Below are 20,249 nucleotides of genomic sequence, written 5' to 3'. Positions count from 1 at the left end.
TACAGGCACTACGATGGAACAATAACAAATGCAGACATAAACGGAGCTGCAAATATCTTAAGAAAAGTATTCCCAAAGGTAACCCAATGGGATAGAGGTATAGTGGACATGCCCTGTTCTTTGGGATGCACTAAACATCCCAAAGGTTCATGCCGCTCTGCGGTATAACAGAAACCTCTTCCGACGCAGAGTCGGTGGAGGTAGTTCATCTTCCCGGCAACATCAGCGTTTGCAGCCTGGATATGTTCATTATTTTGAGAAATCGATTAGGAGGAGAGATAAATGCAATTTGAAGAGATGGGGAATATGTCAGGAAAGACATTAATGTTACTGCCTGGAACATGCTGCGATTGGCAGACAAACTTTGGAACGGTAATCGATAGCTTATCTGAAAAGTATCATCTTATATGTGTGAATTATGATGGTTTTGATGGAAGTGATGATATCTTTCCTGATATGATAACAGTGACTGAGAAAATTGAGAAATATATCATTGAGAAACATAATGGCAGGCTTGATGGAGCTATTGGATCTTCTCTTGGTTCCAGTTTTGTGGGTCAGCTTGTGATGCGAAAGAACGTGCATATAGACCATGCAATTTTTGGCAGCCCCGATCTCGATCAGAGCGGTAAGGTATCAGCGAAACTTCAGTCGATGTTTGTTGTACCTCTTCTTACCAGCTTTACAGGCAGTGAGAAGAAACGATATAAATCAAAAGAAAAGCTAAAGAAGATATTCGAAATGGATGATGAAAATGCCGAGAAATTCATGAACTGCTTTTCCAAGTTCAATCCCGAGTCCATTAAGAATGAGTATTACACTGACCTCCTGACACATCTTGAGGATGATATCAATGTAGAGCATACAAGAGCTCATTTTATCTATGCAAATAAGATGGGGGAGAAGTACTTAAAACGTTATAAGAAGTATTTCCATAATCCGGATATCAGGGAATTCAACATGCAGCATGAACAGTGGCTGTTTGGCGGTAAAGAATACGCAGAGCCTGTGCTTAAGACAATAGATGAATTTATGGAAATGACAGTTTAAGGGAGACAGCAATGAGATTATATACAGTTGAAGTAAATAGTAACGAATACGTAGCGGTAGAAAACAAGGATAAAAAGCTTGTTACACTTGATTCCATGGGGATTAAGATTTCAGATATCAATGAGCTTATTAAGAGATTTGATAAGCTTAGAGGAGAGATTGATAAAAATATCAGCATCGGTAGAGAATTAGAAAATTATAGGGTTTTGGCACCTATTCCTGTTCCACAGCAGGATATCATATGCCTTGGGGTAAATTATAAGGAACATATTGATGAAACTGCGGATGTAGTGGATTTTACAAAGAAACAGGATTCGGTTTATTTTTCTAAGCGTGTTAACAGATGTAATGATCCCGATGGAACTATTCCTGTCTATGATTTTGTAGATAGTCTGGACTATGAAGTAGAGCTTGGAGTTATTCTGAAAATAGATGCTTTTCAAATATCAACAGAAGAGGCGGCTGATTACATTTTTGGTTATACCATAATCAATGATGTAAGTGCCAGAAATATACAGCTAAAGCATCAACAGTGGTATAGAGGAAAAAGCCTTGATGGTTACACGCCAATGGGACCTTGCATTGTTACTGCAGATGAAATTGGCGATGCCCATAATCTTAGTATTGAATGCTTTGTTAATGATGAAAAAAGACAGAGCAGTAATACGGCATGTATGATCACGACAGTGGAAGAAGCAATTTCAGAATTGTCCCAGGGAATGACGCTAAAAGCAGGAACTGTCATTGCAACAGGAACTCCCGGCGGAGTTGGGATGGGATTCAATCCTCCTAAGTTTTTGCAGCAGGGAGATATAGTAAAATGCTGCATTGAAAAAATAGGGGAGTTAGTAAGTAAAGTAGATAAGCTCTGAAAAAAGGGTTTTATGTTTGACCATGCAAGGTTCTTCGTGAGATAGACGATAAGGACTACGAGTACTACTATAGAGACAGAAAGATAGAAAAAGATGACCTCGAGGAAGAGGCAAAGCTCAGAGAAAATCAGGATTTTGAGCATATAAAATATTGAGATAACAGATTTGGAGTATTAATTATATGGCATCACTTTTACTGGCAGTAATTTACCTAATTTTCATAAGCCTCGGGCTTCCGGATTCGCTCTTGGGTTCCGGATGGCCTGTAATGCAGGGAGCATTTGGTGTTCCCTCGTCATATGCGGGATATGTGTCGATGACGATATCCTTTATGACTATTATTTCAGCACTTTTTAGTCCCAAGATTATAAAGAGATTTCATACGAAGTGGATTGTGATTTTTTCTATATTGCTGACAGTTTTTGGACTTTTGGGATTTTCGGTTTCAAGGCATTACTATATGCTGTTTTTGTTTGCAATCCCCTATGGCCTTGGTGCAGGCGCAATAGACGCTTCTGTAAATCATTATGTTGCTAATAATTTTTCCGGATCGGTGATGAATTTCCTTCATTGCTTCTATGGAGTGGGAGCGGTTATCAGCCCTTCCATCATGGCGCTTGCACTTAAATATGCCAGATGGAATGAGGGATACAGATGGACTGCTTTTGTTCAGATTGGAATACTTCTTGTATGTATTTTGTCCCTGCCTCTCTGGAAAAAGAATGAGTCCGAAAGTGACGAAGAAGAAATCAAAAACAGTGCCGGGATAAGAGAAACATTAACAGTTCCGGGAGTGGTTCTGACATTGATTGCGTTCTTTGCATATTGCTCAGGCGAGGCAACATGTTTTCTTTGGACACCAAGCTATTTTGCAGGAACAAGAGCAGGACTATCAAAGGAGCTGGTAGCATCTTTTGGATCGTTGATTTTTGGTGGGCTTATGCTTGGAAGGCTTATATCAGGCTTTATTTCAAATAAGCTGGGAGACAGGCTTCTTATAAGAATTGGGATAATAGTAGAACTTATCGGAATATTACTAGTCCTTATGCCGACATCGGGGTATTTGATTGCAGCTGTCGGTTTCGTAGTTATCGGAACAGGAATGGGACCGGTTTATCCTGCTATCCAGCACATGGCACCGACGAACTTCGGAAAAAGATACAGCGCAGCGGCAATAGGCCTTCAGATGGCTTCTGCGTACGTTGGAAGTACTTTTATGCCTATGGTATTCGGCCATCTGCAGCAGCTCATGGGCATATGGATCATGCCTTTTTACCTGCTTTTGTTTGCAGCATTGAATATAGGAATGCTTGAGACGGCATATAGGAAGTTGAGGTGAGCCTGATTGCAGGTGCAAATGAGGTCTTATATGGGAAGAAATGAAGATAAGCTTCAGAATGAAAATGTATTCAGTAAAATGGATAGTTCCCTTTCACAGTATTTATTTGAAAATAGGGAAAACAGGGTGGTACATCCTTCGCTTAATGAGGAAATGGAGGATTTCAGACCGGTCAGAGATGGCGATATAAAAACTGTAAAAAAGAATCTGATAAAGCATCGAAGCAGAGGTTTCCCCAAACTGTCAGAATCTCCGGTGTTGCAGAGAAAATACCTTTTTGTGTCAAGCATTACAAGTTGCTGCAGGTTCTGTATAGAGGCAGGAATGCCGGCAGATGAATCATATGGATTATCTGATCTTTATATTCTGAAAATGGATAAATGCCAGACTGTTGATGAGGTGACAGAGGTTTATGAGGAGATGATGCTCGATTATACCAGGAGGATGCATGCACTCAAGGCAAAAAGTGTGCAGCTTTCCCCGAAGGTCATAGCATGTATGAATTACATCGATAATCATCTTCATGATCGTATAACGGTTCAGGATCTCGCGGATGAGGTGGAGATGAATGCTTCATGGCTATCAACAGTTTTTAAGCGTGAAGTCGGAGTATCGGTATCCGAATACATCAGGTCAAGGAAGTTAAATGCAGCAAAACATCTGCTGACATTTAATGAGTATTCATGTACGGATATTGCTGAGTATCTGGGATTTGCCAATGAGAGTCATTTTTCCACTCTTTTTACAAAAGAGGAAGGGATGTCACCAAAGGAATATAGAAGAGAACATTTCCAAAAACATTTTTCTGAATTAAGGTGACTCAAGAAGTTTGAAATGACTCTTCCTATATTCTATAATTCCTTCGTCCTTCATGTGAGATAGTTCTTTTGACATGTTGGTTCGTTCAAGGTTCAGGTAATCGGCCAGCTGTTGCCTGTTGAAGGGAATGTCAAACTCTCTGGTGCCGGTCTGGAGCGAGGTTGCGTTAAGGTATGACAGGAGACGTCCGCGGCAGCTTTTCGGAGAAGTATGAAAGCTGCGTCCGGAGAGGACAAGGTTTTTCTGAGATGAGATAATAAGGATATTTTTAAGGAGCTTTTCCTTCCAGGGAGAGCTCTTTTTATTATCGTTAAGTAGATTCTTGATATTGCAAAAGAGAATTCTGCAGTCCTCATTTGCTCTGACATCAACCAGGAGGACCTCGCCAAGAAGAGCATAGGTTTCAGCAAAGTACTGATTTTGCCCAACATGGCTTAAGACAGTGCAGTTACCCCAGACGTCATTACTTTCGATAGTTACACTGCCAGAGAGTACCATGCCTATCTTTAAGGTGCGCTCTCCTGCGTGGAGAATCACATCGTCTTTTCTGTATTTCTTTTCTCTTGCGTCAAGAGAAGCAAGGCATGAAGACAGCTCTTTTGCCGTCATGCCCAGAAAAAGTCTGCTTTTTTCTATTCCTTCATAGTTCATAAAAATCACCTCAAATGTGGCTCAAACAACATACTTGTTATGAACAGTATATTATACTGACACCATCGGAACAAGAAATAAGTATGAAACAGAGAGGTTTAACGATGGTAAGAAAGATAATTAAGATTGATGAAGAAAAATGTAACGGCTGTGGCATCTGCGCTAATGCATGCCACGAAGGTGCCATTGATATTGTAAACGGAAAGGCAAAGCTTGTAAGAGAGAATTTCTGCGATGGCTTTGGAGACTGTCTGCCGGGATGTCCAATGGGAGCAATCTCTTTTGAAGAGAGGGAGGCCCCTGCTTATGATGAGGCAGCAGTAAAGGCAGCACAGGAGAAGAAAGGATTGGAAGGACATGGTTGTCCCGGCTCAAGATTTATGACGCTTAAGAGCAGCGCGCAGGAGAACAGTAATCCCGGAAAGGATTTGATCTCAGGGATGAGCGCACATCCTTCAAGATTGCTGCAGTGGCCTTGTCAGATTAAACTCCTGCCGACGCAGGCTGATTTTTATAATGGTGCAAAACTCCTTATTGCAGCTGACTGCACAGCATATGCTTATGCAAATATGCATGAGGAATTCATGAAGGGTAAGGTTACAATGATTGGATGTCCCAAGCTTGACGAAGGCGATTACACAGAAAAGCTAACAGAGATAATTTCAAACAACGATATTACCGGTGTGACTATCGTAAGGATGGAAGTACCCTGCTGTGGCGGGCTCCAGAGAGCTGCAGAGAATGCTATAAGAAACAGTGGAAAGTTCCTCCCCTGGCAGGTTGTGACAATATCTCGTAACGGAGAGGTAATTGATTAAATTTCCCAACAAGCAGAAAATCCGTGGGCTTATGACAGGAGCGAGTATATACTGAAAGCAGTGAAAAATAAGGAGGTACATGATGGCAGCATTAAACGAAAGAAAAGTAGCGGTTGTAGGTTGTGGATTTGTCGGTTCAGCATCGGCATTTGCCCTTATGGAGAGTGGGCTCTTTTCAGAGATGGTGCTGATCGATGTGAATAGAGAGAAGGCCGAGGGAGAGGCCCTTGATATCAGTCATGGACTTCCTTTTGCAAAACCAATGCAGATATATGCAGGAGATTATAAGGATGCCGGAGATGCTGCAGTTGTGGTTGTAACTGCCGGAGCCGGACAGAAGCCCGGTGAGACCAGGCTTGATCTTGTGAAAAAGAATGTTGGCATCTTTAAGGCTATTATACCTGAGATAGCTAAATACAATAAAGACGGAATTCTCCTTATTGTGGCGAACCCTGTTGATATTCTTACATATGCCGCTGCCAAGCTGAGCGGCTTCCCTGAGAACAGAGTCTTTGGTTCGGGAACAGTTCTTGATACTGCCAGGTTCAAATATCTTCTTGGAGAGCATTTGAGTGTAGACAGTCGTTCAGTACATGCATTTATCATAGGCGAGCATGGAGATAGTGAGATTGCAGCATGGAGCAGTGCTAATGTTTCAGGAATTCCTATTCATGATTTCTGTGAGATGAGAGGGCACTTTGAGCATGAAAAGGCCATGAAAGAGATCGCAGAGAATGTAAAGAACAGCGCTTATGAGATTATCGAAAAGAAAGGCGCTACATATTACGGAATTGCCATGAGTGTAAGGCGTATCTGCGAAGCTATCATCCGTGATGAGAAATCTATTCTTCCAATTTCCAGCATTCAGCATGGAGAGAACGGGATCGATGGTGTCGCTCTTAGTATGCCTGCCATTGTCGGAAGAAGCGGAGTTGAAGGCGCTGTGCCCATAAGGCTCAGTGATCAGGAAAAAGAGGCACTGGGGAAATCCTCTGAGACGCTGAAAGCTGTTATTAACGAATCGCTTTGAGTACGATCTATGATATCGACGATAATATGACACACCAATCGGCGAAAACGGAGCTAAGCTTTCCGGTGGAGAGAGACAGCGTATGGCTCAGCTTCAGAGCGACAGTGCCGGTTGGAGTATTGCGTAAACCATTAACAATTTACTATTTTGGGGGTGTTCAGAAAAGAACACCCTCTTTATTTATTGAGAAATCTTATCATTTCAAAATCCCGTAATATCGTTGACTGCTGCAAGAATTGCGAATAGAATGTTAGCTGTGACTAACCGGTTAACAGCGTTAACATCATTAAGGAAAATATGGATACAAAATCAGAAATCATTACTATTGCAAAAGCAGAGTTCATGGAAATGGGTTTTCAAGAAGCCTCCATGAGGAAAATTGCATCAAAAGTGGGAATAACCGCAACCGCCTTATATCGGCACTACGCTAACAAGGAAGAAATATTTGATGCGATTGTTGAACCTGCGGTAAGCGCCTGGGATGCGATGTGCAAAACCGAAGAGATAAGGCAGACCGGTACTGCAAGGGAACATGGACTCGATGCCATGTGGCAGGATACTGAGCAGTCAAGGTTTATCGTGGATATGATCTACAAAGACTTCGACGCCCAAAAGCTTCTTTTCTGCAGGAGTAAAGGAACAAAATACGAGAATTATATGCATGAGGTAGTTACAAAGATTCAGGTGGCTACGCTTTCGTTCATGAAGGAACTTGAAGAGAGAGGAGTGCATATTAATCAGGTTGACGGAAAGGAAATGCATCTGCTTTTGAGTGCGCAGTATTCAGCAATGCTTGAGATGGTTGACCATGATTTTACTTATGATGAGGCAATGCACTATGCCGAAACTATAGCGTCTTTCTTCAAAGAGGGATGGAGAAAATTTCTTGGTTTTTAAGGCGCATAAAAATGCAGCAAAAAGGAGGGCTTATGAAAAAAAGAAGTACATTCTCCTGGGTCTTAGAGTTTGCCGGGAGGAAAAGGAGTTTTTACCTTGGAAGCGTGATACTCGCTATCCTTGGTGTTGCAGCATCCTTTGTTCCGTATCTTATTATTGCGGATATGGTGGGGAAGCTTTTGTCGGGTAACAGGGACTTAAGCTATTATATGAAAGCAACTCTCTTTATGGGACTCTGTTGGGTGCTGAGAGTGACATTTCACTCGGTATCCACAACTCTATCTCATGTGGCCACCTTCAACGTTCTTGGTGGCATCAGAAAACAGCTTTGCAAAAAGCTCTCTACAATTCCGCTTGGATCGGTTCTGGATGATAACAGCGGAAGCTATAAGAACATCATTGTTGAGCGTGTAGATGCGATGGAGACTACACTTGCTCATATTATTCCCGAGTTCACTTCGAATATTCTTTTACCCATAGTTATGTTTGTATATCTTTTAACCCTCGACTGGAGAGTTGGTTTATCCAATCTCATTCCTGCGATTATAGGTGTTGGATTTGCGGCTGTCATGATGGCTAAGAGTCAGGGTGAGTTCGAAGTTACGGTTCAAAAGACCAAATACCTGAATGATACAGCTGTTGAGTATATCAATGGCATTGAGGTTATTAAAGCCTTTGGAAAAACAGGCAGTTCATACGAGAAATTCGTGGTTGCAGCAAGAGATGGCGCAGACTGCTTCATTAACTGGATGAGGAAATGTATCTGGTGGCAGGCAGGAACTACTACTTTTATGCCTGCGACATTCCTTGGGGTTCTTCCTGTTGGGTTGTTTCTTGTATGGAAAGGAAGCCTTTCACCTGAAAACTTCATCACCTGTGTAATATTATCCGCCGGTCTCATAACACCGCTTATGGTAGCTTTTTCATATATGGATGACATTATGAAAATGCAGACTATTTTTGGTGAAGCTACAGAGATCTTAGAAAGAAAGGATATGGTAAGACCTTCTGTCCTTACTAAGGCTCCTAATGGTTCGGATATCGAAATAAAAGGGGTGAAGTTCTCATATAAGGATAAAGAGATACTTCATGGAATCGATATGGAGATAAAGCAGGGAGAGGTTAATGCCTTTGTAGGACCATCCGGTTCGGGAAAGAGCACTATAGCTAGACTTATCGATTCACTTTGGGATGTGGATGAAGGCACAATAACCTATGGCGGCGTAGATATAAAGGAGCTTCCGCTTGATTACTATACAAGTCAGATAGCTTATGTCGCACAGGATAACTATCTTTTTGACATGAGCATTATGGAAAACATCAGACTGGGTAAGGAAGGCGCCACAGATGAAGAGGTTATAAATGCAGCTAAAGCTTCGGGCTGTCACGATTTTATTCTAGGTCTTGAAAATGGCTATGACACTGTTGTTGGCAGTGCAGGCGGACACTTATCAGGCGGTGAGAGACAGCGAATATGCATAGCAAGAGCGATGCTGAAAAATGCACCGGTGGTTATTCTTGATGAAGCTACAGCCTATACAGATCCTGAAAACGAAGCACTGGTTCAGCAAAGCGTTGCAAAACTCGTGCAGGGTAAGACTTTGATTGTCATCGCACACAGACTTTCAACGATAAAAGATGCGGATAAGATTTTTGTAATAAATGACGGCCGGATTGAAGCATCCGGAAATCATTGTGAACTTCTTTCAAATTGCATTCTCTACAGGAAGATGTGGGAAGCACATACTATTGCCAAGGATGATGCCATGGAATCTGAGGACTTGGCGGAAGCCAGAAAGGAGGCAGCTAATGCTTGAGATGCTTAGGAAGTTTTTTGCCTTTTGCAGTCCGGAGAATAGGGCAAAGTTTTATAAATCGGCAATTCTGGGTGTGTTTGATGCACTTTTGGGAGCAATGAAAATACCTGCTGCATTTTTTGCTATAAATGCAGTGGTAAATAAGGACATTAACGTAAACACTTTTGTTATTGTCATGGGATTTATGCTTGTCAGCACAATCGGAAAAATGATTGTAAACAGGTTTTCGCAAATGCTTCAGACTGAAGGCGGATATGATACCTGTGCAGGAAAAAGAATCGAGATTGGTGAGCATCTGAGATACCTTCCAATGGGATACTTTAATGATACAAGTCTCGGACACATCACTTCCGTAACAACGAATACACTTGAACAGACAGGCGATATTGCAACACGTGCGATAATGATGGTCCTTCAGGGAAGCATTACAACTGTTGTAATCGGGATCGGAATGTTCATTTTTGATGTGAGAATAGGCATTATCTCTGTAATCGGAATACTTATTTTCTTCCTGTTCAACAAGTACACAAACTATAGTGTTGCCAGAGTTGCAGGCGAGAAGCTTGAGTCCGATAAGGACATGGTTGGCGTGGTTTTGGAGTTTATTCAGGGAATTGCCGAGATACGAAATTACAACATCATTTCCCAGAACAGTACCAGATTATCCAAAGCTATTGAGAGGAAGACTAAAGCCGATATCGGCGCAGAAACTGCAGCAATACCGGCAGTCGGGGTTCAGATGCTGATATGCAAGCTCATCGGCGTTGTAATAGCAGGGGCTTCTGTTTACTTTTATTTGACAGGTACCATGGAGCTCACCTATACCATAACAATGCTTTTGTGCTCATTTATGGTATTTGAAGCTCTGGATTTGGCGGGAATATATACAGCACTTTTGAAAATCATCGGCAGGGGAGTTGATCTTGTAGATGAGATCATGTCTATCGAGCAGATGGATATAAATGGCGAAGATATTCGCCCGGCAAACAAAGACATTCATCTTGAGCATGTGAGCTTTGCCTATGAAAACAGAACAATCATTGATGATGTAACTCTGGATATTAAAGAGAATACCACTACAGCGATTGTCGGTCCTTCCGGCGGAGGAAAGACAACGATAACTTCTCTTATCGCAAGATTCTGGGATGTAAAGTCAGGAAAAGTGACCCTTGGAGGAAGAGACGTAAGAGATTACAGTTTTGACTCACTGATGGAGAACTTCAGCTTTGTATTCCAGAGGGTATATCTCTTTGAAGACACAATTGCCAACAACATTCGCTTTGGACGACCTGAAGCATCGATGGAAGATGTTATAGCCGCTGCTAAGAAAGCATGCTGCCACGAGTTTATCATGGGACTTCCCGATGGCTATGAGACAGTTGTTGGAGAAGGCGGTGCAACTCTTTCCGGTGGTGAGAAGCAGAGAATTGCAATTGCCCGCGCGATCATGAAGGATGCACCGATAATCATCCTCGATGAGGCTACAGCAAATGTGGATCCCGAGAATGAGAAGGAACTCACTTTGGCGATTGAGAATCTGACAAAAGAAAAGACCATTATCATGATTGCTCACAGACTTAAGACAGTTAGAAATGCGGATCAGATAATTGTCATCGATAAGGGGAAAATTGTTCAGCAGGGTAAGCACGATGAGCTTATGGAACAGGAAGGAATTTACAAGAATTTTGTCAGCGGAAGGAAGCAGGCGGTCAGCTGGAAGATAGCTTGATATAAAAAAATGAGGCGGACGGGGATATTCTCAGTTTAAATATCCCTGAGCTTAGCGTGCCAAAAGGCGCAGTGATAGGTGTTATAGGGAAAAATGGGACAGAAACAGCGAGTTGCCATAGCTTCAGCAATAGCGGCAGATGCAAAGCTTCTCTTGTTTGACGAACCGACATCGGGACTGGACTATTCTCATATGGTGAAAGTCTCTGAGCTTTTGAGGAAGCTTGCTGATTCCGGACGAACAGTCCTTGTCTCAACCCATGATCCGGAACTGATAGAGCTATGCTACGATTATGTGCTTTGTATAAAAAATGGGAAGGCTGTGAAATTGGAAAAATCACAGTTTAAACACTCATAGAACCAATGAATAAAACTACTGCTACGAGCCCTCCCCAGATATTAGCAAGGATTTCAAGGATTCCAAGGAAAAGATATTTTCTGGAGGGTTTGCTTCCGTCTTTTACTGACTTTACAGCAAAGATTGTACCTAAAACAGAAATAATCAAGCATGGTAGTGGTGCCAGAAATATGCCTATGAGACCGACCATTGCAAATATTGAATATATTGTGCCCCTGTGAGTGGGAGCCTCCAGCATACTGGCAAGTACCCAACATATGATGGTAACTACGAATACAATGATTGGTATCAGTACAAGGATCCTTGAAATGTTATGGTATTTAGAATTCATCTTCCTCTCCTAAATCATAACCACCGGTAATTACAGGAACATAGATGCCATCACTGCCCCAAGGTTGAACCATGACGTAGCTTTCATAGAAAGCACCATCAGGGAAAAGCAGATTGATGACAACTCCTTGTTCTGTCTCCTCTTGAATCTCAATCTTAACTTTTGTTTCATCATCTGAAAGGTTGAGAAGATATCTTGCAGAAGCACTGGGATCAAACAACTTACTGTAGTATCCGTTTGTATCCTGCTTTGCGATTCCGTTAAGGATTTCACCAAGGCCGTTCTTAGTGTAATTAACAGCATTGAAATCCTCAGGATGCTCGCAATAAGCTTTGTTAAAATCCTTTACTGATTCGATATTTTCGCAGAAGTTCATCTCCTCGGAGTCCACCATTACTACACCTTCTCTGTCCTTGGCAAATTCCAAAGTCTCCTGCCATACATATACGTGAGGCTCTGAATCTGCAGCATAGTAGTGCACCTCTGCCTTATTATAATCATCTGTAACGATTATTGTTTTATTGGGAATTTCCTCACTTCCAAACATACTGGGCCATGGGCTTGAATATCCAAAGGATATGGATCCATCCGCATCAAAAAACAAAAGCTCCTCGTCCATCAGATTCTGCATTGCCTTCTCATTTGAATAAGAAACAATTGCATCCGCATTCCTGTCTTCGAAGTCATTAATCCAGTTAGAAAGCAGTTCATCATACGCCGCTCTTTCAGAGTAATCATCACTCTTTTCATTTCCACCAGAAGCACTTGTAAAGAAGCATCCATAGAGAGCAACGCTTACCGCGATCAACATTGTGATAAGCCAGAAGGAAGGCTTTCTATAATTGAATATCTGTTTAATTCTTGTTTTTACTCCCACCTCTCCAAAAGCAAGTGAATATGTGAGGGCATATCTCCTATGTGTACTGCAATTTAAGAGTGATGTAGCATAGGTCTTCTTCTCTTCAAGTGACATATTCTTTATCACGCGCTCGTCGCAGGCAAGTTCAATGTCCTTACAAAACAGTGTAAAGGAAATCCACACAAGAGGGTTAAACCAGTGAATTCCAAGAAGAATAAAGCCTATAAGCTTTCTAATGTGGTCATACCTTGCAATATGCGCTCTCTCATGTAAAAGCACATTACCGACAGTCTCCTCATCAAGACCTGAAGGCAGATAAATTGCAGGCTTTATAAATCCAAGAATAAAGGGAGTATCTATAGCATCACACACGAAAACATCATCATGTGCTTTCCCTGCTGCTTTTGCACCATCCCCACACTCATTGTTCTTACCAAGTTTAATAGAAACATTTATATCTTTTTTAATTGAAATAAAGCTCACAACTGCATATAAAGCCACTGCAAAAACGCCGATAATCCATACCATCCAAAGCCATGCAAGAATTTCACTTCTTACAGACAAAACCTCCAGCGCTCCACTATTTGCGCTGGTGGCTATGATCTGTTCATTTGGCAGATAGTCATACTCTGCATCAGAAGGCACTATCATATTATCGCCACCTATAGACGCAGCTCCCACTTCAGAAGCCGGAGTGTAGTCACGATAAGTAACCTCAGGCACTTCTTCATCTTTGTTATCTCCAAGCAAAAGAGATTCTACTGCCCCATTCACATCCGGGAAAATCCCAAACTGTGATTCAACCTGAAAAGGCATGATGAGCTTTAATGCTACAATAGCCCAAAGCACACCCATAAACCACTTAGGTGCCTTCTTTAAAGGAAACCTCAAAAGAATAACTGCTATCATGAGAAATGAGGCTGTTATGCTCATCTCAAGAATTTTAATAAAAACTGTCCCCATACATTTCCCTCCAATTTTCAAGTAATCCAGGTACTGTGAAAGCACCTATTTCTGTAATTCATTTATTTTCCTGCACCATATCCCAACAAAAGCAAGCATTTAATCCTTCGCCTTATCAATGATTTCCCTAATCACATCAAGCTCCTTTTTTGAGAGCTTCTGACGAGAAGTGAAAGCTGCAAGAAAAGCAGGTAAGGATCCCCCAAATGTTTCCTCTACAAACTCCTTGGTCTATTCTGTGTAGACTTCATATTCTGAGTTTACTCTGAATAGACCAAGTTGTCAACCTTTATTCTCTATTACCTTGAAATCTAGAGAAAGTCAGGAATCAAGGTAATCACACGCTAAAATTGCTTTATTTTATCGGGGGATAATACAGAACTGATTTTGTCGGGCTAACACCCAACCTCAAATTATGCTAATATATATGAGTAGAGGCAAAGACGCTTTTCAAAAGATTGGCGGTCTTTGTCTTTTCTTTTTGCCTTAGGAGAAAGGGGGATGAAGGATGGTCACATTAAATGATTATCTGTATTCGGGGGATACGGTTTTAAAGATTTTGCAGAGATATCACAACGATCTTAAAGAGGATGCAATGAAAACCAAGAATGGAGTTGATATAATTCATTGCAATTTTCTTCTTCAGTTGACGGAGCTCCTGGAACACAATGATTTCCTGACTTCGCAGTCACAGCGTCTGAGAGAGTTCTATAAATACATGTCCAATGAATATCCGTTTCTTGCTTTCGCCTTTAAGGGGAGAATCAAGTCCCTGATAAGGGCGGAGGAGAAGTTCAATGGAAATATCGTTGAGCATGTCTATGATTATTATGGGAAAAATCATGCCTTTCCAAGTGTCACGGAACTGAAGCAGGAAATGGGGCCTATAAGGGATCTGATCGCATACCGCATAGTTATTTCCATGCCCGCATGCCACTTGAAGGATGGGGAAAACCGCGATGAGATAGAACTGAAATATCTGTATAAAATTGCAAATGAACTGCCGGGATTTCTGGAGGAGATGGGCTTTTCTGCTGAGATATACGGGATACCTGGCAAGGATCCTTCTGATATGATCACAGAAACTCTTAGGCCGTACTATAGAGATTACATTAAAAACCCCAGTCCATACGGATATCGTTCACTTCACATAACTTTTTATGATAATCAATCCAGATCGTATCTTGAGGTACAGATTCGAACCAAGCAGATGGATGACTATGCGGAGATAGGTCCGGCGCACCATCTGGGATATGAAAAGAGACAGGATGAAGAGCGAAGCCGCAGGGATACTGTGCCTTCAGGAGAATGTACGTATTTTGACGAAGCATATGAGAGAGGGATGCTTTTGCAGGGGCTTGACCTTTCCAAGCTTGATGTTAACATGTTTGGCGCCGTGAACAATCAGCTTGTGAATGACGGATGCGGACTCTATCGCGGGAGATTGATTTTGCCCTATGAGCATCTTTCAAGATTCCAGAATGATATTATTGATTAAAAACTATTGCGCGTAAATGAATTTTGGTGTATAAAAAATAGGAAAAATTAAACAGACGGGAGCTTGTAGTACAGGCTGAGAGGAAGGTGTGACCTTCGACCGAGAACCTGATTTGGATAATGCCAACGTAGGGATGCCTGATATTATGGGAAGAACGTATGCGGAAGCAATCTGAACGGTTGCTTCCTTTTTTGTTGGAAAAATGGGCACCGTTTTCCGGTTTGTGGTTGAATGCCGTGGGGAGTCTCTTTGCAAGCCGTCTGGGATAGGAGATGAGGTATGAAAAAAAGTAACTATTTGTTGAGGCTGGTTATGCTGGCCATGTTTGTGGCGCTCGGAGTTGTGATATCACCGATTCTGAGAGTTGAGGGAATGTGCCCGATGGCGCATCTTATCAACATAACCTGTGCGGTCTTCATGGGACCGGCTTACGCGCTTCTTTGTGCACTTCTAATCGGCATCATCAGGATGGCGATTATGGGAATTCCGCCCCTTGCTCTGACCGGAGCTGTTTTCGGGGCAACACTTTCAGGAGTTTTTTACAAATTATCAAAAGGGAAAATCTTCGCAGCGGTCCTCGGGGAGATCATCGGAACGGGCCTTATCGGCTCTGTCGTATCCTACCCTGTTATGACTTATCTCTGGGGGAAAGAGGGCCTGACCTGGTTTTTCTACGTTCCGAGCTTTATCTGCGGAACCCTTATCGGGGGAAGCATCGCATTTTTGCTGCTTCTAAGACTTAAGGCTACGGGTATGCTTTCAAGGATTCAGAACAGTCTTAAGGATGTTGAGGCAACTGAAGAAAACAGCGAAAGTAATACAAAAAGAAAGGCGTCATAAATGTCTGAGCTAATTCACTGTATAACAAATCCAATATCTATGATGCAATGCGCAAATGCAATTTTAGCACTTGGCGCGAAGCCGATAATGGCTGAGCATCCGTTGGAAGTCAGGGAAATCACTGAGAGCGCTTCTGCTCTTGTAATTAATCTGGGTAATATATCGGACACCAGAATGGAGTCGATGGAGATATCTTTTGAGACTGCTCTGGAGAAAAATATACCGGTTGTGATAGATGCGGTGGGCGTAGCCTGCTCCAAGCTTCGCAGGGATTTTGTGATGAGGCTTCTAAAGATGAGGTCGCAGAAACCGGAATTGTCTTTGAGGGAAAAGGGGATCCTTTTAATAAAGGGGAACTATTCTGAAATCAAGGCGATTTTTGATGAGTCCTATAGAGGAGTTGGCGTTGATGCAGACGAAAGTCTGGGAGCTTCAGAGATAGCTGATATTGTAAGAATGCTGGCTTTGAATCTGGGAGTGATCGCTCTCGCCAGCGGAGAGAAGGACATCGTATCAGATGGAAGTCGTACATTTTTTATAAGTAATGGGAATCCGATGATGGGGGTGATTACGGGAACCGGGTGCATGCTAGGGGCTATATGCGGCGTGTTTCTGGCAAGGAATGCGAGCATAGAAGCTGTCACCCGCGCTGCCGGATTTTTCGGGATTGCCGGAGAAATTGCATATGAGAGAGCGGAAGCAGTTACGGAGAGGTTTACAAATGGCAAAGCATCTGAAAGCATGGTTGGAAGCGGAAGTTTTCTTGTTGAACTTTTAAATGCAATTTCAATGATCGATGAAGAAACTGTAAAAAGTTTGCTTAGATGCGCTGAAGAAAAACATTCATGTAACTGAATTTATTTTTCATAAAACATAGAAAGGATTAGTCCGGTCATAGGATTGGATAGTACAAGACAGATGGGAAGAATAGACAGAGAGCAGCTGAAGCTCTACCTGGTGACAGACAGCACCGGAATGGATGAGGAGACGTTTCTTCGAAAGACGGAGGCAGCCATACGGGGCGGCGCCACGATTGTCCAGATCAGGGAAAAGGAAAAAAGTACGCGCGAATACATGGAGCTTGCGGGTAAGGTTCATGAGATTACGGCAAGGTACAAGGTGCCGCTGATTGTGGACGACAGGATAGATGTGGCGATGGCGATAGGAGCCGAGGGTGTGCACCTTGGGCAGAGCGACATGCCGGTCAGCGTCGCAAGAAGAATTGTGGGAGGCAAGATGATAATCGGTGCCACGACTAAGACTGTGCAGCAGGCGAAGGAAGCTTATGAAAGCGGTGCCGATTACCTTGGAGTAGGAGCAATTTATCCTACCACAACCAAAGTGAAAACGGTTCTGACCTCGGTTGATACGCTTCGAAGTATCTGCGAAGCTGTGCCAATACCCGCAAATGCCATAGGCGGGCTCAATAAGGATAATATTCAGATTCTGAAAGGTGTTCCGATAGCAGGAATATGTGTTGTGTCTGCAATCATGAAGGCAGAAGATCCGGAAAAGGCAGCGGCAGAATTGGTCGCAGCTTTTGAGGAACTGAATCATTGAAGGAACAGCCTCGTCAAAAATGAATATGGAACAGTTTGGAGCTATTGAAAATATGAAAAAGAAGACGGTTATAACAATTGCCGGAAGTGATTCGTCCGGGGGAGCCGGAATCCAGGCGGACATCAAGACTATTGAATCGAAGGGTGTTTTCGCAATGAGTGTGATAACCGCACTCACAGCGCAAAACACTATGGGCATCACCGGAGTTCTGCCGGTTCCGAAGGACTTCATCTACAAGCAACTGGAGGCGGTCCTTGAGGATATCAGGCCTGACGCGGTGAAGATAGGCATGCTTCCGAATAAAGAAGCAATGGAGGCGGTGGTGCTCGCTATTGATAAATACGACCTAAAAAATGTGGTTATTGATCCGGTGCTTAGCTCAACCTCCGGAACTGAGCTTTCAAGAAAAGATGCTACCGAATACATGATGAAAGAACTATTTTCACGAAGCATTCTGGTTACACCCAATATACCGGAGGCAGAGATACTGTGCGGGATAGAGATTTCTTCCGAGCAGGATATGGAAGTTGCCGCAAAGACGCTTGGAGATGCTTGCGGGTGTAACGTGTTATTAAAAGGCGGACACAGTACATTTGAAGCGAATGGAGTGACAGCAGATCTGCTGTATATGACAAATTTGGAAAATGCTGATGCGGAAGCTTATATAGTCAAGGATGAAGATGCTGGTAGAGCTACTGATGAAAATGCTTACATAGACGATGATGTCAGATGGATTTCCGGCACAAGAATAGACAACCCCAACACTCATGGAACAGGCTGCACTCTATCAAGTGCAATTGCCGCTAACCTGGCTAAAGGGTATGACCTTGAAACCGCAGTACGATCAGCCAAAGAGTACATGGAAAAGTGCATAGCTGCTGATCTCGACCTTGGTCACGGCCGCGGTCCCCTCTGGCATTATTGTGGCAAATGTTGAGCTGACTATTACGGCAATTATTGTGATGACTATTGCAGTGACTTCTTTGGTAGCTGAGATGACGACTATTAAGGCAACAGCCAAGAAAACAAAGAAATATAAGAAATCTTGGTATAGAAAAAACATAGCTGTACCAAGATAAATAAAGAAACAGGGAAATCTTGGCATGGGAAAAACAGAGCTATGCCAAGAAAAAGAAGAAATTCGTTAAATACAGGCGCAAGGGAAACAGAATTATACCAAGAAGGCAAAGAAATTCGAAAAATATTGGCGCAAGTAAGATAAAACAATACCAAGAAAATCAATAAATCTAGGAAATATTGGTAAAAGTAAGTCAGACCCATACCAAGATAGCAATGAAAAAAGAAAAATCTTGGCACTAGCAAGATGAACTAATACCAAGATAATCAATGAATTCCCAATATATTGGCGCAAATATGGAAAAACAACACCATCAAAGAAAATAAATTACTAAGAAACTCAAATAAAAGGAGAAGACATAAATGAGAAATTACACAACACAGATGGAAGCAGCGAGAAAAGGGATCATCACTCCCGAGATGGAGAAGGTTGCAAAGGACGAGTACAGAACGCCTGAAGAAATCAGAGAACTTGTGGCAAAGGGACATGTTGCGATCTGCGCCAACAAGAATCACAAGTGCCTTGATGCAAAGGGCGTGGGCTCGATGCTGAAGACCAAGATCAACGTGAATCTCGGAGTATCAAGGGATTGTAAGGACTACGACATCGAGATGGAAAAAGTGATGGCGGCGGTCAACATGGGAGCGGATGCCATTATGGATTTGTCTTCACACGGGAATACCCAGCCCTTCAGGAAGAAGCTTGTGGAAGAGTGCCCTGTCATGCTGGGAACTGTGCCTGTTTACGACAGCGTCATCCACTATCAGAGGGATCTTTCTGAACTCACTGCAAAGGACTTCATCGATGTAGTAAGACTTCATGCCGAAGATGGCGTTGATTTTGTGACACTCCACTGCGGAATTACAAGGAAGACTATCGACCAGATCAAGAAGCACAAGAGAAAAATGAACATAGTATCAAGAGGCGGCTCGCTTGTGTTTGCCTGGATGAGCATGACCGGAGAGGAGAATCCCTTTTATGAATACTACGACGAAATCCTTGATATCTGCAGAGAGTATGATGTGACAATATCCCTCGGTGATGCCTGCAGACCGGGATGCCTTGCGGATGCTAGTGATGTATGCCAGATTGAGGAACTGGTGAGACTTGGAGAGCTTACAAAAAGAGCGTGGGAGAAGGACGTTCAGGTCATGGTCGAGGGTCCCGGACACATGCCTATGGATCAGATAGAGGCCAATATGAAAATGCAGCAGACTATCTGCATGGGAGCACCTTTCTACGTTCTTGGCCCCCTTGTTACGGACATCGCACCCGGTTACGATCACATAACTTCAGCTATAGGCGGAGCTATCGCTGGCGCGGCAGGTGCAGCTTTCCTCTGCTACGTAACTCCCGCCGAGCACCTTGCACTTCCTAATGTAGATGATGTTAAGCAGGGAATAATTGCTTCAAGAATTGCAGCACATGCAGCGGATATAGCTAAGAAAATACCGCATGCCATGGATATTGATAACAAGATGGCCGACGCACGAAAAGAGTTCGATTGGGATGGCCAGTGGGAGTGCGCAATTGACCCTGAAACTGCAAAATCCATACGAGAGGACAGGGCTCCCGAATTTGATGATACCTGTTCCATGTGCGGAAAATTCTGCGCAGTTAGAAGCATGAATAAGGCACTTGCAGGAGAACATATAGATATTCTGTAAGTAATCTACACAACAAAAAGCAATCATGATTCCGAGAGAAAAGGGCTTGTATTTTTTCTGATATGGATTAAAAT

19 protein-coding genes, 1 pseudogene and 1 riboswitch are annotated in these 20,249 nt (G+C 42.7%); of the genes and pseudogenes, 16 read left to right on the top strand and 4 right to left on the bottom strand.

What is annotated here, in order from left to right:
• The first annotated feature begins 282 nt into the window (after positions 1 to 282).
• From BMW61_RS20065 to BMW61_RS20050, 4 genes are all read left to right on the top strand, one after another.
• Complete coding sequence (locus BMW61_RS20065; RefSeq protein WP_242876848.1) at positions 283 to 1,050, top strand: alpha/beta fold hydrolase; 768 nt, start codon at positions 283 to 285, stop codon at positions 1,048 to 1,050.
• Positions 1,051 to 1,061: 11 nt separating this feature from the next.
• Positions 1,062 to 1,922 carry a fumarylacetoacetate hydrolase family protein gene (locus BMW61_RS20060; protein ID WP_091825570.1) on the top strand — a complete coding sequence of 287 codons (861 nt, stop codon included), beginning with the start codon at positions 1,062 to 1,064 and terminating at the stop codon, positions 1,920 to 1,922.
• Between the two features lie 181 nt (positions 1,923 to 2,103).
• Positions 2,104 to 3,261: an MFS transporter gene (locus tag BMW61_RS20055; RefSeq protein WP_022763425.1), complete on the top strand. Its 1,158-nt coding sequence runs from the start codon at positions 2,104 to 2,106 to the stop codon at positions 3,259 to 3,261.
• A 30-nt stretch (positions 3,262 to 3,291) separates the two neighbouring features.
• The gene (locus tag BMW61_RS20050) at positions 3,292 to 4,080 is read left to right on the top strand and encodes a helix-turn-helix domain-containing protein (protein WP_175475309.1); all 789 of its coding nucleotides are present in this window, start codon (positions 3,292 to 3,294) and stop codon (positions 4,078 to 4,080) included.
• On the opposite strand, the gene BMW61_RS20045 is transcribed toward BMW61_RS20050, so the two are convergent.
• Complete coding sequence (locus tag BMW61_RS20045; RefSeq protein ID WP_091825565.1) at positions 4,072 to 4,731, bottom strand: Crp/Fnr family transcriptional regulator; 660 nt, start codon at positions 4,729 to 4,731, stop codon at positions 4,072 to 4,074. The two genes, BMW61_RS20050 and BMW61_RS20045, sit on opposite strands and share 9 nt — an antisense overlap.
• A 104-nt stretch (positions 4,732 to 4,835) precedes the next feature.
• On the opposite strand from BMW61_RS20045, the gene BMW61_RS20040 reads away from it, so the two are divergent.
• The 6 genes from BMW61_RS20040 to BMW61_RS20015 all read left to right on the top strand — a co-directional run bounded on the left by BMW61_RS20040 (position 4,836) and on the right by BMW61_RS20015 (position 11,379).
• Positions 4,836 to 5,549, top strand: a complete 714-nt coding sequence (locus tag BMW61_RS20040) for an ATP-binding protein (RefSeq protein WP_091825560.1) — start codon at positions 4,836 to 4,838, stop codon at positions 5,547 to 5,549.
• Between the two features lie 82 nt (positions 5,550 to 5,631).
• Complete coding sequence (locus BMW61_RS20035) at positions 5,632 to 6,579, top strand: L-lactate dehydrogenase (protein WP_091825558.1); 948 nt, start codon at positions 5,632 to 5,634, stop codon at positions 6,577 to 6,579.
• 297 nt (positions 6,580 to 6,876) lie between these two features.
• Complete coding sequence (locus BMW61_RS20030; protein ID WP_022763421.1) at positions 6,877 to 7,476, top strand: TetR/AcrR family transcriptional regulator; 600 nt, start codon at positions 6,877 to 6,879, stop codon at positions 7,474 to 7,476.
• A gap of 32 nt (positions 7,477 to 7,508) precedes the next feature.
• Positions 7,509 to 9,293 (top strand): ABC transporter ATP-binding protein, encoded by a 1,785-nt coding sequence (locus BMW61_RS20025; protein ID WP_044958759.1) that lies wholly within the window; start codon positions 7,509 to 7,511, stop codon positions 9,291 to 9,293.
• Entirely contained in the window at positions 9,286 to 11,022 is a 1,737-nt protein-coding gene (locus BMW61_RS20020; RefSeq protein WP_091825555.1) for an ABC transporter ATP-binding protein, read from the top strand. Before BMW61_RS20025 ends, BMW61_RS20020 begins: the two co-directional genes overlap by 8 nt.
• Positions 11,023 to 11,115: 93 nt before the next feature.
• Positions 11,116 to 11,379 carry an AAA family ATPase gene (locus tag BMW61_RS20015; protein WP_091825552.1) on the top strand — a complete coding sequence of 88 codons (264 nt, stop codon included), beginning with the start codon at positions 11,116 to 11,118 and terminating at the stop codon, positions 11,377 to 11,379.
• Here BMW61_RS20015 and BMW61_RS20010 read toward each other — a convergent pair.
• The 3 genes and pseudogenes from BMW61_RS20010 to BMW61_RS22980 all read right to left on the bottom strand — a co-directional run.
• Positions 11,366 to 11,710 carry a hypothetical protein gene (locus BMW61_RS20010; protein ID WP_022763417.1) on the bottom strand — a complete coding sequence of 115 codons (345 nt, stop codon included), beginning with the start codon at positions 11,708 to 11,710 and terminating at the stop codon, positions 11,366 to 11,368. The two genes, BMW61_RS20015 and BMW61_RS20010, sit on opposite strands and share 14 nt — an antisense overlap.
• Positions 11,700 to 13,532, bottom strand: a complete 1,833-nt coding sequence (locus tag BMW61_RS20005) for a M56 family metallopeptidase (protein WP_091825549.1) — start codon at positions 13,530 to 13,532, stop codon at positions 11,700 to 11,702. Before BMW61_RS20005 ends, BMW61_RS20010 begins: the two co-directional genes overlap by 11 nt.
• A 99-nt stretch (positions 13,533 to 13,631) precedes the next feature.
• A pseudogene (locus BMW61_RS22980) lies at positions 13,632 to 13,748 on the bottom strand (BlaI/MecI/CopY family transcriptional regulator); the annotation flags it as partial.
• A gap of 292 nt (positions 13,749 to 14,040) precedes the next feature.
• On the opposite strand from BMW61_RS22980, the gene BMW61_RS20000 reads away from it, so the two are divergent.
• The 6 genes from BMW61_RS20000 (at position 14,041) to thiC (ending at position 20,175) form a co-directional block, all read left to right on the top strand.
• Positions 14,041 to 15,030, top strand: a complete 990-nt coding sequence (locus BMW61_RS20000) for a nucleotidyltransferase family protein (protein WP_022763415.1) — start codon at positions 14,041 to 14,043, stop codon at positions 15,028 to 15,030.
• A gap of 47 nt (positions 15,031 to 15,077) precedes the next feature.
• Positions 15,078 to 15,182: riboswitch (TPP riboswitch) on the top strand.
• Positions 15,183 to 15,309: 127 nt separating this feature from the next.
• Positions 15,310 to 15,870 carry an energy coupling factor transporter S component ThiW gene (gene thiW / locus BMW61_RS19995; protein ID WP_091825546.1) on the top strand — a complete coding sequence of 187 codons (561 nt, stop codon included), beginning with the start codon at positions 15,310 to 15,312 and terminating at the stop codon, positions 15,868 to 15,870.
• On the top strand, positions 15,871 to 16,725 hold the full coding sequence (thiM, locus tag BMW61_RS19990; RefSeq protein WP_091825543.1) for a hydroxyethylthiazole kinase: 855 nt from the start codon (positions 15,871 to 15,873) through the stop codon (positions 16,723 to 16,725).
• Between the two features lie 63 nt (positions 16,726 to 16,788).
• Entirely contained in the window at positions 16,789 to 17,430 is a 642-nt protein-coding gene (gene thiE / locus BMW61_RS19985) for a thiamine phosphate synthase (protein ID WP_091825540.1), read from the top strand.
• Between the two features lie 52 nt (positions 17,431 to 17,482).
• Positions 17,483 to 18,367: a bifunctional hydroxymethylpyrimidine kinase/phosphomethylpyrimidine kinase gene (thiD, locus tag BMW61_RS19980; RefSeq protein ID WP_091825572.1), complete on the top strand. Its 885-nt coding sequence runs from the start codon at positions 17,483 to 17,485 to the stop codon at positions 18,365 to 18,367.
• Between the two features lie 503 nt (positions 18,368 to 18,870).
• Positions 18,871 to 20,175: a phosphomethylpyrimidine synthase ThiC gene (gene thiC / locus BMW61_RS19975; RefSeq protein WP_091825537.1), complete on the top strand. Its 1,305-nt coding sequence runs from the start codon at positions 18,871 to 18,873 to the stop codon at positions 20,173 to 20,175.
• Positions 20,176 to 20,249 lie beyond the last annotated feature (74 nt).

The organism is Butyrivibrio sp. ob235, assembly GCF_900109475.1.
In the GTDB taxonomy this organism is placed as follows: Bacteria; Bacillota; Clostridia; order Lachnospirales; family Lachnospiraceae; genus Butyrivibrio.
Note: the sequence above shows the minus strand (reverse complement) of the source record. Positions and strands in the feature narration are given on the sequence as shown.

What these genes read in the sequence shown, in the direction of transcription:
- BMW61_RS20065 (WP_242876848.1), top strand. Translation starts at nt 283, where the DNA reads ATGCAATTTGAAGAGATGGGGAATATGTCAGGAAAGACATTAATGTTA.
- BMW61_RS20060 (WP_091825570.1), top strand. Translation starts at nt 1,062, where the DNA reads ATGAGATTATATACAGTTGAAGTAAATAGTAACGAATACGTAGCGGTA.
- BMW61_RS20055 (WP_022763425.1), top strand. Translation starts at nt 2,104, where the DNA reads ATGGCATCACTTTTACTGGCAGTAATTTACCTAATTTTCATAAGCCTC.
- BMW61_RS20050 (WP_175475309.1), top strand. Translation starts at nt 3,292, where the DNA reads ATGGGAAGAAATGAAGATAAGCTTCAGAATGAAAATGTATTCAGTAAA.
- BMW61_RS20045 (WP_091825565.1), bottom strand. Translation starts at nt 4,731, where the DNA reads ATGAACTATGAAGGAATAGAAAAAAGCAGACTTTTTCTGGGCATGACG.
- BMW61_RS20040 (WP_091825560.1), top strand. Translation starts at nt 4,836, where the DNA reads ATGGTAAGAAAGATAATTAAGATTGATGAAGAAAAATGTAACGGCTGT.
- BMW61_RS20035 (WP_091825558.1), top strand. Translation starts at nt 5,632, where the DNA reads ATGGCAGCATTAAACGAAAGAAAAGTAGCGGTTGTAGGTTGTGGATTT.
- BMW61_RS20030 (WP_022763421.1), top strand. Translation starts at nt 6,877, where the DNA reads ATGGATACAAAATCAGAAATCATTACTATTGCAAAAGCAGAGTTCATG.
- BMW61_RS20025 (WP_044958759.1), top strand. Translation starts at nt 7,509, where the DNA reads ATGAAAAAAAGAAGTACATTCTCCTGGGTCTTAGAGTTTGCCGGGAGG.
- BMW61_RS20020 (WP_091825555.1), top strand. Translation starts at nt 9,286, where the DNA reads ATGCTTGAGATGCTTAGGAAGTTTTTTGCCTTTTGCAGTCCGGAGAAT.
- BMW61_RS20015 (WP_091825552.1), top strand. Translation starts at nt 11,116, where the DNA reads ATGGGACAGAAACAGCGAGTTGCCATAGCTTCAGCAATAGCGGCAGAT.
- BMW61_RS20010 (WP_022763417.1), bottom strand. Translation starts at nt 11,710, where the DNA reads ATGAATTCTAAATACCATAACATTTCAAGGATCCTTGTACTGATACCA.
- BMW61_RS20005 (WP_091825549.1), bottom strand. Translation starts at nt 13,532, where the DNA reads ATGGGGACAGTTTTTATTAAAATTCTTGAGATGAGCATAACAGCCTCA.
- BMW61_RS20000 (WP_022763415.1), top strand. Translation starts at nt 14,041, where the DNA reads ATGGTCACATTAAATGATTATCTGTATTCGGGGGATACGGTTTTAAAG.
- thiW (WP_091825546.1), top strand. Translation starts at nt 15,310, where the DNA reads ATGAAAAAAAGTAACTATTTGTTGAGGCTGGTTATGCTGGCCATGTTT.
- thiM (WP_091825543.1), top strand. Translation starts at nt 15,871, where the DNA reads ATGTCTGAGCTAATTCACTGTATAACAAATCCAATATCTATGATGCAA.
- thiE (WP_091825540.1), top strand. Translation starts at nt 16,789, where the DNA reads ATGGGAAGAATAGACAGAGAGCAGCTGAAGCTCTACCTGGTGACAGAC.
- thiD (WP_091825572.1), top strand. Translation starts at nt 17,483, where the DNA reads ATGAAAAAGAAGACGGTTATAACAATTGCCGGAAGTGATTCGTCCGGG.
- thiC (WP_091825537.1), top strand. Translation starts at nt 18,871, where the DNA reads ATGAGAAATTACACAACACAGATGGAAGCAGCGAGAAAAGGGATCATC.